This window comes from Pseudomonadaceae bacterium SI-3 (assembly GCA_004010935.1).
GTDB lineage: Bacteria > Pseudomonadota > Gammaproteobacteria > Pseudomonadales > Pseudomonadaceae > Stutzerimonas.
Genome location: CP026511.1, coordinates 1,012,414 through 1,027,430, shown reverse-complemented (window position 1 = coordinate 1,027,430; position 15,017 = coordinate 1,012,414). Strand labels below are relative to the sequence as shown.

Genomic DNA, 15,017 nt, shown 5'->3' with positions numbered 1-15,017 from the left:
GCTTAGCGGCGCTTGGCCATAGCGTCGATGAAGCGATCAAACAACGGCGCAACATCATGCGGCCCCGGGCTAGCCTCAGGATGACCCTGGAAACTGAAGGCGACCTTGTCGGTGCGCTCGATGCCTTGCAGCGTGCCGTCGAACAGCGACTTGTGCGTCGCTCGCAAATTGCTCGGCAGGCTGGCTTCGTCCACGGCAAAGCCATGGTTCTGGCTGGTGATCATCACCACGCCGGTATCGAGGTCCTGTACCGGATGGTTGGCCCCATGGTGACCGTTAGGCATTTTCACCGTCTTGGCGCCTGAGGCCAGGGCCAACAGCTGGTGACCAAGGCAGATGCCGAATACCGGTATGTCCGTTTCAAGCACTTCCTGAATGGCCTTGATCGCGTAATCACAGGGTTCAGGGTCGCCTGGGCCGTTGGCGAGGAATACGCCATCCGGATTTAGGGCGAGCGCATCGCTGGCCGGTGACTGGGCCGGCAATACAGTGACACGGCAGCCGCGCGCGACCAGCATGCGCAGGATGTTGTACTTCACGCCATAGTCGAAGGCGACAACATGGTATGGCAGCTCGCTGGCAGGCACCTCGGCATGACCATCATTATCCAAGCACCAGACGCTCGAGCGCCACTCGTAGCGCTCCTTGACGCTGACCTCCTTGGCCAGGTCCATGCCCTTGAGGCCGGGGAAGCTGCGCGCCAGCTCAAGCGCCTTCTCTTCGGTTGCATCATCTCCCGCCAGGATGCAGCCATCCTGAGCGCCTTTCTCACGCAGAATACGGGTCAGGCGGCGGGTGTCGATGCCAGCAATGGCCACGGTACCGTTGGCCTTGAGGTAATCCGGCAGAGACTGCTTGTCGCGCCAGCTGCTCGCGATAAGAGGCAGGTCGCGAATCACCAGCCCGGCAGCCCAAACCTTCCAGGATTCAGCGTCTTCCGGGGTTGTGCCGGTATTCCCAACGTGCGGGTAGGTCAGGGTGACGATTTGCTTGGCATAGGAAGGATCGGTGAGGATTTCCTGATAGCCGGTCATGGCGGTATTGAACACCACCTCACCGATAGTCTGGCCGTCGGCGCCGATAGATTCGCCGCGAAAAATACTGCCATCGGCAAGGGCGAGAATGGCTGGCTTAGTCAAGAGACCTCCCTAAAGATCAAGGCTGAAGCAAGCGCAGATTGTAAAAAAGCGGGATGACGTGTGAAGGTCATCCCGCTTTTTATTTGATTCATTCTGCGCAACTTTTAGTGGACACACTAAAACGGGAAGCTTACAGAAACCGCCCTTTCAGGTCCAGCCGCAATCAGCCAAAACGCCCTGCGAAGCGCTTCATTAGCGCAACCCAAGCACATCCTGCATGTCATACAGCCCCGCAGGCTGCTGCTCCAGCCACATCGCGGCACGCACCGCGCCTTTGGCGAAAGTCATCCGGCTAGACGCCTTATGGGTGATCTCGACTCGCTCGCCCTCAGCAGCGAACAAAACCGTATGGTCCCCCACAACGTCGCCCGCACGCACGGTGGCAAAACCGATCGTCTCCCGCGCACGGGCACCCGTCTGCCCTTCGCGGCCATAAACTGCAACTTTCTGCAGATCGCGACCAAGCGCCTGCGCAACGACCTCCCCCATGCGCAACGCAGTACCCGATGGCGCGTCGACCTTGTGGCGGTGATGTGCCTCGATGATTTCGATATCGACCTCATCGCCCAGCACGCGCGCAGCCGTATCAAGCAGCTTCAGGCACAAGTTGACGCCGACGCTGAAATTCGCGGCAAACACGATGGGGATATCCTGTGCTGCAGCAGCCAGTTTTTCCTTCTCTGCAACCGAGAAACCAGTGGTGCCGATCACCATTGCCTTGCCGGCGCGTCGGCACACTTCAAGGTTCTTCAGCGTGACCGAAGGATGAGTAAAATCGATCAGCACATCGAACTCGTCGACGACCTTCGCCACCTCGCCGATCAGCGGTACGCCGAGCCGCCCGATAGCAGCCAGCTCGCCTGCATCAGCGCCCACAAGGGTGCTATCTGGCCGGTCAATAGCCGCGGTCAAGCCCGCAGCACCAGCGGTTTGCTGAACAGCCTCGACCAGCGTCTTGCCCATACGCCCCGCGGCGCCCGTTACTGCAATACGTCGCATAAAAACAGCTCCAAGCTGCAAGCCTTAAGCTGCAAGGACGCCTTCAGGAAGGCTGCCGCCTGCAGCTCGCCGCTGGGTTAAAGATCGCCAAAAAATCGCTTCACGCCTTCGAACCAGCCGCTGGCTTTTGGCGAATGAGAGCTGTCGCTCTGCAATGTTTTGCGGAATTCGTCGAGTATTTCGCGCTGGCGCTTGCCCAGGTTAACCGGCGTCTCCACCGCCACCCGGCATAGCAGATCGCCGGCGGCACCGCCACGTACAGGGGCGACACCCTTACCACGCAAACGGAACTGCTTACCGGTCTGAGTGCCTTCCGGAATTTTCAACTTCACACGCCCGTCGAGGGTGGGCACTTCCAACTCACCGCCCAGCGCCGCATCAGCGAAACTGATCGGCACCTCGCAAAACAGGTGCTTGCCGTCACGCTGAAAGATCGGGTGCTCGCGGACGTTGACCACCACATAAAGATCCCCAGCCGGACCGCCTTGAGCGCCCGCTTCGCCCTCACCCGTCAAACGAATCCGGTCACCTGTATCGACGCCCGGCGGCACCTTGACTGAAAGTGTCTTCTGCTCTTCGACGCGGCCTTGTCCATGGCAGCTGCCGCAAGGATCGGAAATCATCTTGCCGCTGCCATGACAGCGAGGGCAGGTCTGCTGCACCGAGAAGAACCCTTGTTGCATGCGCACCTGGCCGATGCCGCCACAGGTGGTACAGGTCACCGGGCTGGTGCCCTTCTTGGCGCCGGAACCGTCGCAGGTCTTGCACTCGACAAGCGTCGGCACTCGAATGGTAACCGTGGTGCCCCGCACAGCTTCTTCCAGATCCAGTTCGAGGGTGTAGCGTAGATCACTGCCGCGCTGAGCACCGCCACGCGAACTGCCCCGTCCGCCAGCGAAGAAATCGCTGAACACGTCGCCGAAGATATCGGAGAAGTTGGCGTTACCGTACGCCGCGCCCGCGCCAGCCCCCATCTGCGGATCGACACCGGCATGACCATATTGGTCATAGGCCTGACGCTTACTCGCATCGGACAGCACCTCGTAAGCCTCGTTGGCTTCCTTGAATGCATCTTCGGCGGCTTTGTCTCCGGGATTACGATCCGGATGGTGCTTCATTGCGAGGCGACGATAAGCCTTTTTCAGCTCTGCCTCGCTGGCGCCGCGCTCGACACCCAGCACTTCGTAATAGTCACGTTTGGCCATAAGTTTCCTGAACCTTCAAATTCGTACCCTCCAGACACGCCGACGCGGGAGCAAGCCCCCGCGCGGCGATTAGACCCGTCGCGGCATCACCGCATCGGGCTGGAGCAAAAGGCAGCGGCCAGAATGCAGGCCCCTGCGCTCTCTCCACTCATGGAGGTCATAAGCCGCGGCTTACTTATTGTCCTTGACCTCTTCGAACTCAGCATCGACCACGTCGTCACCGGACTGTCCGCTGTCGCCACCCTGTTCGCCTTCGCCGCCTTGAGGCTGCTCGGCATACATCTTCTGCGCCAGGGGTGTGGAGGCCTGAGAGACCGCCGCGATCTTGGCTTCGATCTCAGCCTTGTCGTCGCCCTTGATGGCAACCTCCAGCTCGCCGATGGCTTTTTCGATATTGGCCTTATCTTCTTCGGTGGCCTTGTCGCCGGCTTCAGTCAGCATCTTGCGGGTCGCATGAACCAGCTGATCGCCCTGGTTGCGAACGGTCACCAGCTCCTCGAACTTGCGGTCTTCTTCGGCATTGGCCTCGGCGTCACGCACCATCTGCTCGATTTCCTCCTCGGAAAGACCAGAGTTGGCCTTAATCACGATGGACTGATGCTTGCCGGTGGCCTTATCTTTCGCCGACACGTGCAGGATGCCGTTGGCATCAATGTCAAATGTCACCTCGATCTGCGGAACACCACGCGGAGCTGGCGGAATGTCTGCCAGATCGAAGCGGCCCAGCGACTTGTTCTGCGACGCCTGCTTGCGCTCACCCTGCAGCACATGGATGGTCACTGCGCCCTGGTTGTCATCGGCCGTCGAGAACACCTGCGATTTCTTGGTCGGAATGGTGGTGTTCTTTTCGATCAGCGCAGTCATCACGCCGCCCATGGTTTCGATGCCCAGGGTCAGCGGCGACACGTCGAGCAGCAGTACGTCTTTCACATCACCCGCCAGCACGGCCCCTTGAATCGCGGCGCCCATGGCGACAGCTTCATCCGGGTTCACGTCCTTGCGCGCTTCCTTGCCGAAGAACTCGGCGACCTTCTGCTGCACCAGCGGCATACGGGTCTGACCGCCGACCAGGATCACGTCGTCGATCTTGGCCACGTCGATACCGGCATCTTTCATTGCCATACGGCAAGGCTCGATAGTGCGCTGCACCAGATCCTCGACCAGCGCTTCCAGCTTGGCACGGGAGATCTTCACGTTCAGGTGCTTAGGACCGGTCGAATCCGCGGTGATGTAAGGCAGGTTGACGTCGGTCTGCTGGCTGGAGGACAGCTCGATCTTGGCCTTTTCGGCAGCTTCCTTCAGGCGCTGCATAGCCAGCGGGTCACCCTTGAGGTTCATGCCGCTTTCTTTCTTGAACTCGTCGACGAGATAGTCGATCAGGCGAATGTCGAAGTCCTCACCACCGAGGAAGGTGTCGCCGTTGGTGGCCAACACTTCGAACTGGTGCTCGCCATCGACTTCAGCGATCTCGATCACCGATACGTCGAAGGTACCGCCACCCAGGTCATAAACGATGACCGTGTGGTCGCCCCTGGCCTTGTCCATGCCGTACGCCAACGCAGCCGCTGTCGGCTCGTTGATGATGCGCTTGACGTCCAGACCAGCGATGCGGCCAGCGTCTTTGGTCGCCTGACGCTGACTGTCGTTGAAGTAGGCCGGCACGGTAATGACTGCTTCGGTAACCGGCTCGCCGAGATAGTCTTCGGCAGTCTTCTTCATCTTCTTCAGGATCTCGGCAGAGATCTGCGGCGGTGCCATCTTCTGACCGCTCACTTCAACCCAGGCGTCGTTATTGTCCGCCTTGACGATCTTGTAAGGGACCATCTGGATATCTTTCTGCACGACCTCTTCGTCGAAACGACGGCCAATCAGTCGCTTAACCGCATACAGCGTGTTGTGCGGGTTGGTCACGGCCTGACGCTTGGCCGACTGGCCAACCAGGATTTCACCGTCATTGGCATAAGCAATGATCGATGGGGTGGTGCGACCGCCTTCGGCGTTTTCAATCACCTTGGCCTTGCCGTTTTCCAGGATGGAGACGCAGGAGTTGGTCGTTCCCAGGTCGATACCGATAATTTTGCCCATGTGCTTCTCTCCGAACTTTGATTGATCCGCGCCTGTTTACCGGCTGCGGGTAACACAAAAACGCTTGGCTACGAGATGGGGGTCGCTAGCCGAAATTCAAGCCTTCTCATCAATCGAAGGCGGGGTTTCTGCCGGCGCCTTGCTGACGACTACCATCGCCGGGCGCAACAGGCGTCCGTTGAGCAGGTAACCCTTCTGGAATACCTTGAGCACACTGCCAGGCTCGGCGTGGGTGCTCTCTTCCATCGCCATGGCCTGGTGATGCTCAGGATTGAAGGGCTCTCCCTGCGGGTCCAGCTGTACCAACTGATGGCGTGCCAGGGTGTCGAGCAACAACTTGAACGTTAGCTCGACACCTTCACGCATCGGCTTGACCGCCTCGTCGTCCGGGTTCGACAACTCGAGGCCACGCTCCAGACTGTCCGCGACAGCCAGGAGGTCTCCAGCAAATTTCTCTAACGCAAACTTATGCGCCTTCTCGACATCTTGCTCGGCGCGACGGCGAATGTTCTGCAGCTCGGCTGCCACACGCAGAGACTGATCCTGGGCTGCGGCCAACTGCTCTTCTAGAGAATGCACGCGGCCAGCTAAATCCTCGGTCACCTCTGCTTGCGCGGTCTCGTTCTCTTCGGGGGTCTGGTTATCCAGGTTTTGCTCGTCGGCCATGCGGTCCTCCTCATCGATACGTCAGCGGGCGTCGACCCGCGCTTGTGCCGCTATATGGGGGCGACAAAATCTGCTTCAAGGGCGCGCCCACAACTCAAACTCGCACGCACGAAACGCGGAAAGATTTCGGAGCGAACCCGACCGCTTTGTTTACGTACCGCTTATGCCGAGCATCTTGATGAGGCACGCGAAAGCACTGTATAAATAGCCAGTCACCAATGCAGGAGCCCTGCCATGCTGGTTCATCTTTCCGTTCACAATTACGCGATCGTCGAGCATCTCGATCTTGAGCTGAAACGCGGCATGAGCGTGATCAGCGGTGAAACCGGCGCTGGTAAGTCGATCATGCTGGACGCTCTGGGCCTCACTCTGGGCGACCGTGCTGATAGCAGCGTGGTGCGTATTGGCGCGGACAAGGCAGACATCCTTGCCAGCTTCGACCTGGATGACATTCCAGATGCGCGAGCCTGGCTGGCCGAGCGAGACCTGGACAACGATGGCCCTTGCATTCTGCGCCGCGTGATCACCGCCGAAGGGCGTTCGCGCGGCTATATCAACGGAACGCCTTGCCCGCAGGGCGATTTGAAAGCGCTTGGTGAATTGCTGATCGATATCCACAGCCAGCACGAACACCAATCACTGCTCAAACTTGATACCCACCGGCGACTGCTCGACGAGTACAGCGGCAGCCAGGATCTTGCCCGCCAGGTGCAGCTGGCCGCGCAGCGCTGGAGGCAAACCCGGCAAAGCTTAGAACGCTTGAGCAGCAGCAGCGACGAACAGCGCGCCCGCCACCAGTTGCTCAGCTATCAACTTGAAGAGCTCGAGACGTTGGCTCTCGGTGACGACGAACTGGAACACTTAGAACAGGAGCACAAGAACCTCGCCAACGCGGAGCACCTGCTTGGCGCTTGTCGCCAGGTGATCGAGCTGTGCAGCGAGAACGACGCTGGCAATGTGCTGTCGGCGCTGACCTCGAGCCTGCAGCGCCTGACTGGGTTCCAGAACCAGCCAGGCGCGCTCGGCGAGGCCGTCAACCTACTCTCCAGCGCACAGATCCAAGTCGAAGAAGCGGTGGGCGAACTCAACCGCTTTCTCGATCACTTCGATTCCGACCCACAGCGGCAGCAAACGCTGGAAGAACGTCTCGACAGCATTTACACCCTGGCGCGCAAACACCGCGTTCAGCCGCCGGAATTACCCGCCTTGCAGCAACACCTCTTCGAAGAACTGGAAAGCCTCAACGCCGACGACACTGCACTGGAGCAGCTCAGCGAGGAGCTCGCTGCCTATGAAAGGCACTATCGAGAAAAGGCCGAACAGTTGAGCGCTTCGCGCCAGCACGCGGCCGATTCGTTGGCAGAGTCAGTCGAAGCGGAAATCCAGCGTTTGGGCATGCCGGGTGGCAAATTCAGCGTCGTGTTGAAGCCCGCCGCAGACGGAGACCTTATGCCCCACGGACTGGAACAGGTGGAGTTTCTCGTAAGCGCCAACCCAGGCCAGCCATTACGCCCACTGGCAAAGGTTGCCTCAGGTGGTGAGCTGTCGCGTATCAGCCTGGCGATCCAGGTGATCACTGCACAAACCTCACGCATCCCGACTCTAGTGTTCGATGAAGTAGATGTCGGCATCGGCGGACCGACCGCGGAAGTGGTTGGCCAATTGCTGCGCCGGCTTGGCGAGCGAGGCCAAGTACTGACCGTAACCCACCTGCCGCAAGTCGCTGCGCAAGGCCACCACCACTTGTTTGTCCATAAGGCACGCGGTGCCGATGCAACCCACACAGCCGTTGCCGCACTGGATGGCGGCGAGCGGGTCGAGGAAATCGCCCGCATGCTCGGCGGACTCGACCTGACCGAGCAAGCACTGGCCCATGCCCGTCAGATGATCGACTCTGCCCAAGCGTCCTGATCAAACTTAAAAGCACTGCGACTCAGGATCGCCTCGCCTGCTGAGAAAGGCTAGTTAGCGGCCTTGGGGCCAGCCACCTTACGCTTACTTACTTGCGGCTCGCACTGACTGGCATACAAACAGAGCGCACGCACGCGGCCAACGCTTGGCCGTTGATAGGCTAGATAGCCGAAAAACCGAAGCGGCGGTTCTCGAACAATCATTTACTTAAAAACAAAGCCCGCCAATAGGCGGGCTTTGTCATGCGGCAAGAAGTGTTAGAAATCGATTTTGCTGCAGACTGCTGGCGATCATTCGGGTTTCTTGCGGACGTATAACACCAAGTTGTGATCGACCAGATCGTAGCCGTGACGCTTGACGATTTCCTTTTGCAGCTTCTCGATCTCCGGATCGAAGAACTCAATGACGTCGCCACTATCAACGCAGACCATATGATCATGGTGGCCGCCGTCTGCCAGCTCGAATACGGCATGGCCGCCATCGAAATTATGCCGAACCACGAGGCCAGCCGCCTCGAACTGGGTCAACACGCGGTAAACGGTCGCCAGACCGACATCCTCGCCGGCTTCCATCAAGGCCTTGTAGACGTCCTCGGCACTCATATGGCGCCGATCGGTGGTATCCAGCATCTGCAGGATCTTGACCCGTGGCAGGGTTACTTTGAGGCCAGCTTTGCGTAGTTCGCTATTTTCAACCATGGTTGGCTTTCTCGCTGCTGCTGTTTCGCAGCCTCCTTCAATACGGGTATGATCCGGGCTTTGCCCAGCCAAGATAGTGGAAGTCACCTACCGATGCAAAACACCAAGCTCATGCTGTCCAGCCTCACGCTAGTGGGCCTGTTCGCACTCGCCGGTTGTTCATTCCCCGGGGTTTACAAGGTCGACATTCAACAGGGCAATGTCGTTACGCAAGACATGATAGACCAGTTGCGCCCAGGAATGACCCGATCGCAAGTGCGGTTTATCATGGGCAACCCTCTGATCACCGATACTTTCCACGCCGACCGCTGGGATTATCTGTACAGCATCCAGCCAGGCGGCAGACAACGCCAGCAGGAACGGGTGAGCCTTGTATTCAACGCAAACGACCAGCTCGCCGGTCTTGCGGGTGACTTCAAGCCCGGCGTGAGCCGTGACGAAGCCATTCTGGGGACCGATTTGCCCGCGAGCACTGAAGACCCTGTCAGCACCGAGCCTGAGGCAACCAAACCCGACTCCTTGCTCGAGCAGATTCAGGGCGACGTCGACGCGGCCGAGCCTGTTCCGGTGCCAACTCCAGGCCGCTTGGAAACAGACTAGCCATCAAACGGCCACAAAAAAGCCCGGCATGCCGGGCTTTTTTTTCGTAGCACCTTACGGCCTAGATGGCTGACTCACCCGCTTCCCCCGCCTTGTTCTGCGCGGCCTTCGCCGCGCGCTGCTTGCGAACTTCTTTCGGGTCGGCGATCAGCGGTCGGTAGATTTCGACGCGCTCCCCCTCGACCAGTGTGCGTTCTTCCGGCTTGGGTACCGCCTTGCCGAAAATGCCCAGCGGTGACGTGGCGAGATCTAGCCCCGGAAAGTAGTTGTCCATTCCCGAGCGTAGCGCTGCCTCACGGACGCTGATGCCCTGAGGCACGGCCAAGCTCAGCAACTTCTGCTTATCCGCCAGTGCATAGACGATCTCGACCGCAATCATCGGCTTATCCATACAGCTGCTTAGCCCTGTCGCAAAACGCATCGACCAAGGTATTGGCCGCCTGATTGAACAAAGGCCCCAAGGTGGCACGGACCACGGGTCCGGCATAATCAAAGGTCAGATCAAGACTGATCTTGCAGGCCTTCTCGCCCAACGCTTTGAACTCCCAGATTCCATGCAAATGGCTGAAAGGCCCTTCTTCCAGCGACATTTCGATGCGTTTGCCCACCTGCAATTCGTTGCGTGTGAGGAAGCGCTGGCTAATGCCAGCCTTGGCCACGGTCATGCTTGCCTGCATCTGGGTTTCGCTGTTGGACAGCACCTCGGTCGCCGAACACCAGGGCAGAAACTGGGGATAGCTGGCTACATCGTTGACCATGTCGAACAGCGCGCGTGCCGGATAGGGCAGCAGCGCCGAACGTTGAATATGCGTCGTCATTCGATCCCTTCTACTTCGTCAGTCAACAACAGCAGCTACGGCCAGAGCCGGCAGCGGCTATCGAGAACAAGCATGAAAACTCAGATACCGGTGGCGGAGCCGGTCCCTGAGCATGAACAAACGTAAAGATCGCCATTGTCGGGGATAAGCGCACCCCTCTCAAGTTTCGCACGGTCGCAGCATGAGGTTATCGCCAGCCGCAACGCGACTCCCTATAATGCGCAGCCTATGGCCAAACAGAAGAAACAGTCCCCCGGGACCATTGCGCTAAACAAGAAAGCGCTACACGACTACTTCATCGAACAGAAATTCGAGGCGGGCCTCGTTCTGGCCGGCTGGGAAGTGAAAAGCCTCCGCGCCGGCAAAGCGCAATTGGTAGACAGCTACGTCCTACTCAAAGATGGCGAAGCCTGGCTAATGGGCTGTCACATCACCCCGCTGACCACGGCTAGCACCCATGTGATTGCCGACCCGACTCGCACCCGCAAGCTGCTGCTGAACAAGCGTGAGCTGGGCAAGCTGTTCGGTGCCGTGCAGCAGAAGGGTTACGCCTGCGTCGCCTTGTCGATCTACTGGAAAAAGCACCTGATCAAGTGTGATATCGCACTGGGCAAGGGCAAAAAGGAATTCGACAAGCGCCACACCGAGAAAGAGCGCGACTCCGACCGTGAGATCCAGCGCGCCATGCGCACCAAGGGAAAGGAAGACTAAGCCTTTCACGTCACCGAGCGGGCCTGCCCCGCTCAGTCGACCGGACTGCTTAGCTGCCTCTCTCAGCGCATCAGCTCTCTATATGCTTTTCCGACCGCCCCTGACGCCGCTGTGCACGCGCTAGACGCTGAGCCTCTTGCTGGCCTTCCGCCAACACCTCCTGCACGTAGCTGATATGTCGATGGATGACGTCGCGCGCATCGTTCGCTCGACGGGCAATGATCGCGTCGTACAACTCCTGGTGCTGACGCATGAGCATGTCCCGCGTTTCGTTGCGCAGCGCGTACATACCACCGATGTTGGTCACCACGTTGCGCTTGAGCAGATCGAACAGACCACGGATGGTGTGCAGTAGAACCGCGTTGTGGCTGGCTTCGGCAATCGCCAGATGGAATCGCGCATCAGCAGCGCCCTCCTCGGCACGAGTGACCGTTCCCTCCCGCGCATAGCAGTCCTGCAATGCCGCAAACGCTTCGCCGAGACGCTGCTGGTCGACCTCAGTCGCCCGCAATGCGGCGTAATAGGCGCAACTACCTTCGAGCGTATGACGAAATTCCAACAAGTCGCGCTGCGCATCAGCGTTGTTCTCGAGCAGATGCAATAGCGGATCACTGAAGGTCGAACCCAGGGACTCGGCGACGAAATTGCCACCACCATGTCGACTGATCAGTAAGCCTTTGGCCGCCAGCTTCTGGATCGCTTCTCGCAGGGATGGACGAGACACACCGAACTGTTCAGCGAGCACACGCTCGGCCGGCAGGCGCTCGCCGGCCTTGAGCGTGCCTTCGAGAATCATCGTTTCGAGCTGCTCGACGATGTTATCGGCCAGCCTTCGCTGACGCACCATTCCCACTTCCATCACGCCTCTCGATTGGTTTGACCACTGCATATGGAAAGCCAGCGTAGCCAGCCGCCTGAGCCTACGCAACAACTGGTGCTGCGACCAAAGTCTATAGCTAGCTAATTGACGCAACGCCGACGGACCTCTTACGCTGGCCGGACTCCCATGTAAATTGGTAATACCACTTTACAAGCGGAAGTACCCAACAAGAAGAGGACTACTTCATGCGGTCTCCGTTTATCTGTTCATCACCGGTCCGCTCGGGCCCCCATTCGCTCAATTCGACCCTGGGAGCCTGACATGTCTAACGGACTGCTCGCCCTGTTTGCCTTTACCCCGATCCTGCTAGCTGCCGTTCTGCTGATCGGGCTGCGCTGGCCAGCCAGCCGCGCCATGCCGGTCGTGTTCTTGTTCACTGCCGCCATTGGCCTGTTCATCTGGGACATGAGCGTTACCCGCATCATCGCCTCGACCCTGCAAGGCCTGGTCATCACACTGGGGCTGTTGTGGATCATCTTCGGCGCGATCTTACTGCTGAACACTCTCAAGCATTCGGGCGGCATTACCGCCATTCGTGCAGGTTTCACCACCATCAGCCCGGACCGTCGGATTCAGGCCATCATCATTGCCTGGCTGTTCGGCTGCTTTATCGAAGGTGCATCCGGATTTGGAACACCCGCGGCGATTGCAGCACCGTTGCTGGTTGCGGTGGGATTCCCGGCCATGGCTGCGGTGCTGATGGGCATGCTTGTACAGAGCACGCCGGTGTCCTTCGGCGCGGTCGGCACACCGATCATCGTCGGCGTAAATAGCGGACTGGACACTGCGACCCTCGGTGCGCAGCTGATCGCCCAAGGCTCCAGCTGGCCGATTTTCCTGCAGCAGATCACCAGCAGCGTTGCCATCACCCACGCCATCGTCGGCACCGTCATGCCGCTGATCATGGTAATGATGCTGACGCGCTTCTTCGGCAAGGAAAAAAGCTGGAAGGCCGGATTCGAGGTACTGCCGTTCGCACTCTTTGCCGGCCTGGCCTTCACCCTGCCCTACGTTGCCACTGGCGTGTTCCTCGGCCCCGAGTTCCCGTCCCTGCTTGGCGGCCTGGTCGGCCTGGCCATCGTCACCACCGCTGCTCGTTTCAATTTCCTGGTGCCGAAAACGAACTGGGATTTCGCTGACGCTAAAGACTGGCCAGCTGAGTGGATCGGCACCATCGAGATGAAGCTCGACGACCTGGCGGCGCGCCCGATGAGTGCTTTCCGCGCTTGGCTGCCCTACGTATTGGTCGGTGCGATTCTGGTCATCAGCCGCGTCTTCCCCCAAGTCACCGCCGCACTGAAGTCCGTTTCAATCGGCTTTGCCAACATTCTTGGTGAGACCGGAGTGAGCGCCAGCATCGAGCCACTTTATCTACCCGGCGGAATTCTGGTTGCTGTGGTGTTGATTACCTTCTTCATGCACAGCATGCGTGCCGCAGAGCTCAAGGCGGCAGTGAAGGAGTCGAGCAGCGTTCTGCTCAGCGCAGGTTTCGTGCTGCTGTTCACCGTGCCAATGGTGCGCATCTTGATCAACTCGGGCGTCAACGCCGGTGATCTGCCAAGCATGCCAATCGCCATGGCACGTTATGTGGCCGATAGCGTAGGCGGCATCTACCCGTTGCTGGCGCCTTCGGTCGGCGCGCTAGGCGCGTTTCTCGCCGGGTCGAACACCGTCAGCAACATGATGTTCAGCCAATTCCAGTTCGGTGTTGCGCAGTCGCTGGGTATCTCCGGGGCGATGATCGTAGCGATTCAGGCCGTCGGCGCCGCTGCGGGCAACATGGTCGCGATCCACAACGTGGTTGCTGCTTCGGCCACCGTAGGCCTACTCGGCCGCGAAGGCATCACACTGCGCAAGACCGTTTGGCCTACCCTGTACTACGTGCTGGCCACCGGCATGATCGGCATGATCGCCATTTACCTGATGGGCGTGACGGACCCACTGGTCGGCGTCTGATGTAATGCACGGACTCTGCCCCGATTGAACTCGGGGCAGAGTCGTTTGGAATCTCCCTCTGGTCGCGCGATTCGCCTCGGCACTGGATCGAAGCGTCAGACTGAACAAGCCCTCTCGTCGTATACGAGAGCACCACGAGACCTACCTCGTTTCATTCGGTGAGAACACACGATGATCATCTCTGCCTCCACGGATTACCGCGCCGCCGCGAAACGCAAACTGCCGCCTTTCCTCTTTCACTATGTCGACGGCGGCGCCTATGCCGAGCACACCCTGCGGCGCAACGTCGAGGATCTGGCCAGCATCGCCCTACGCCAACGCGTGTTGCGCAACATGTCGGAGCTCAGCTTGGAGACCCAGCTGTTCGGCGAAACCTTGTCGATGCCGGTGGCCCTTGCCCCGGTCGGTCTGACAGGCATGCTCGCCCGCCGCGGTGAAGTCCAGGCCGCTCGCGCTGCAGACAAGAAAGGGATTCCTTTCACCTTGTCCACCGTATCGGTTTGCCCGATCGAGGAAGTCGCGCCGGCAATCAAGCGGCCGATGTGGTTCCAGCTCTACGTGCTGAAAGACCGCGGCTTCATGAAAAACGCACTGGAGCGCGCAAAGGCCGCGGGCGTTACTACCCTGGTCTTCACCGTTGATATGCCGACACCCGGCGCCCGTTACCGCGACGCGCATTCGGGCATGAGTGGCCCCAACGCCAGCATGCGGCGCATTTTGCAAGCCATGACGCACCCCTTCTGGGCTTGGGACGTTGGGCTGCACGGCAAGCCGCACGACCTCGGCAACATCACCACCTACCGTGGGCACACCACAGGCCTCGAAGACTACATCGGCTGGCTCGCGGCCAACTTCGATCCGTCGATCTCCTGGAAGGACCTGGAGTGGATCCGCGAGTTCTGGGACGGCCCGATGGTGATCAAAGGCATTCTCGATCCCGAAGACGCCCGCGACGCCGTGACCTTCGGTGCCGACGGCATCATCGTCTCCAACCACGGCGGACGTCAGCTCGACGGCGTACTGTCCAGTGCCCGCGCGATGCCGGCAATTGCCGACGCGGTCAAGGGTGACCTGAAAATCCTGGCCGACTCGGGCATCCGCAACGGCCTCGATGTAGTGCGGATGATCGCCCTTGGCGCGGATACCGTGCTGCTCGGCCGCGCCTTCGCCTACGCCCTGGCGGTCGATGGCGAAGCGGGGGTGACCAACCTCCTCAACCTCATCGAGAAGGAAATGCGTGTTGCGATGGTTCTGACCGGCGCCAAGACCATCAGCGAAATCAGCGCCGACTCGCTGGTGCGCGAAGTGGACCACTATCAGACCAGCCGCCACGTCGACTGACGTCTGGC

The 15,017-nt window shown here is 59.5% G+C and carries 14 protein-coding genes; 5 read left to right on the top strand and 9 right to left on the bottom strand.

What is annotated here, in order from left to right:
* Window positions 1-2 precede the first annotated feature (2 nt).
* The 5 genes from C1896_04930 to C1896_04910 all read right to left on the bottom strand — a co-directional run bounded on the left by C1896_04930 (window position 3) and on the right by C1896_04910 (window position 6,094).
* On the bottom strand, window positions 3-1,139 hold the full coding sequence (locus tag C1896_04930; GenBank protein ID AZZ44307.1) for a carbamoyl-phosphate synthase small subunit: 1,137 nt from the start codon (window positions 1,137-1,139) through the stop codon (window positions 3-5).
* 192 nt (window positions 1,140-1,331) lie between these two features.
* On the bottom strand, window positions 1,332-2,138 hold the full coding sequence (locus C1896_04925) for a 4-hydroxy-tetrahydrodipicolinate reductase (protein AZZ44306.1): 807 nt from the start codon (window positions 2,136-2,138) through the stop codon (window positions 1,332-1,334).
* Between the two features lie 77 nt (window positions 2,139-2,215).
* Window positions 2,216-3,343 carry a molecular chaperone DnaJ gene (gene dnaJ, locus C1896_04920; protein AZZ44305.1) on the bottom strand — a complete coding sequence of 376 codons (1,128 nt, stop codon included), beginning with the start codon at window positions 3,341-3,343 and terminating at the stop codon, window positions 2,216-2,218.
* 171 nt (window positions 3,344-3,514) lie between these two features.
* Window positions 3,515-5,428, bottom strand: a complete 1,914-nt coding sequence (locus C1896_04915) for a molecular chaperone DnaK (GenBank protein ID AZZ44304.1) — start codon at window positions 5,426-5,428, stop codon at window positions 3,515-3,517.
* A 96-nt stretch (window positions 5,429-5,524) separates the two neighbouring features.
* The gene (locus tag C1896_04910) at window positions 5,525-6,094 is read right to left on the bottom strand and encodes a nucleotide exchange factor GrpE (protein ID AZZ44303.1); all 570 of its coding nucleotides are present in this window, start codon (window positions 6,092-6,094) and stop codon (window positions 5,525-5,527) included.
* A gap of 234 nt (window positions 6,095-6,328) precedes the next feature.
* On the opposite strand from C1896_04910, the gene C1896_04905 reads away from it, so the two are divergent.
* On the top strand, window positions 6,329-8,005 hold the full coding sequence (locus C1896_04905; protein ID AZZ44302.1) for a DNA repair protein RecN: 1,677 nt from the start codon (window positions 6,329-6,331) through the stop codon (window positions 8,003-8,005).
* A 290-nt stretch (window positions 8,006-8,295) separates the two neighbouring features.
* On the opposite strand, the gene C1896_04900 is transcribed toward C1896_04905, so the two are convergent.
* Complete coding sequence (locus C1896_04900; protein ID AZZ44301.1) at window positions 8,296-8,703, bottom strand: ferric iron uptake transcriptional regulator; 408 nt, start codon at window positions 8,701-8,703, stop codon at window positions 8,296-8,298.
* Window positions 8,704-8,796: 93 nt separating this feature from the next.
* On the opposite strand from C1896_04900, the gene C1896_04895 reads away from it, so the two are divergent.
* Entirely contained in the window at window positions 8,797-9,303 is a 507-nt protein-coding gene (locus C1896_04895; GenBank protein AZZ44300.1) for an outer membrane protein assembly factor BamE, read from the top strand.
* Between the two features lie 61 nt (window positions 9,304-9,364).
* Here C1896_04895 and C1896_04890 read toward each other — a convergent pair whose 3' ends face one another.
* Both C1896_04890 and C1896_04885 read right to left on the bottom strand, forming a co-directional pair.
* Entirely contained in the window at window positions 9,365-9,694 is a 330-nt protein-coding gene (locus C1896_04890; GenBank protein ID AZZ44299.1) for an RnfH family protein, read from the bottom strand.
* A complete protein-coding gene (locus C1896_04885) occupies window positions 9,687-10,121 on the bottom strand; it encodes a ubiquinone-binding protein (protein ID AZZ44298.1) in 435 nt (144 codons plus the stop codon). The genes C1896_04890 and C1896_04885 overlap by 8 nt, the downstream gene beginning before the upstream one ends.
* Before the next feature lie 228 nt (window positions 10,122-10,349).
* On the opposite strand from C1896_04885, the gene smpB reads away from it, so the two are divergent.
* Window positions 10,350-10,832 (top strand): SsrA-binding protein SmpB, encoded by a 483-nt coding sequence (smpB, locus tag C1896_04880; GenBank protein ID AZZ44297.1) that lies wholly within the window; start codon window positions 10,350-10,352, stop codon window positions 10,830-10,832.
* 70 nt (window positions 10,833-10,902) lie between these two features.
* Here the strand turns inward: smpB and pdhR are convergent, their stop codons facing one another.
* Window positions 10,903-11,691: a transcriptional regulator PdhR gene (gene pdhR / locus C1896_04875; GenBank protein ID AZZ44296.1), complete on the bottom strand. Its 789-nt coding sequence runs from the start codon at window positions 11,689-11,691 to the stop codon at window positions 10,903-10,905.
* Between the two features lie 282 nt (window positions 11,692-11,973).
* On the opposite strand from pdhR, the gene C1896_04870 reads away from it, so the two are divergent.
* A complete protein-coding gene (locus C1896_04870; GenBank protein ID AZZ44295.1) occupies window positions 11,974-13,668 on the top strand; it encodes a lactate permease in 1,695 nt (564 codons plus the stop codon).
* 171 nt (window positions 13,669-13,839) lie between these two features.
* Window positions 13,840-15,009, top strand: a complete 1,170-nt coding sequence (gene lldD / locus C1896_04865; protein AZZ44294.1) for an alpha-hydroxy-acid oxidizing enzyme — start codon at window positions 13,840-13,842, stop codon at window positions 15,007-15,009.
* Window positions 15,010-15,017 lie beyond the last annotated feature (8 nt).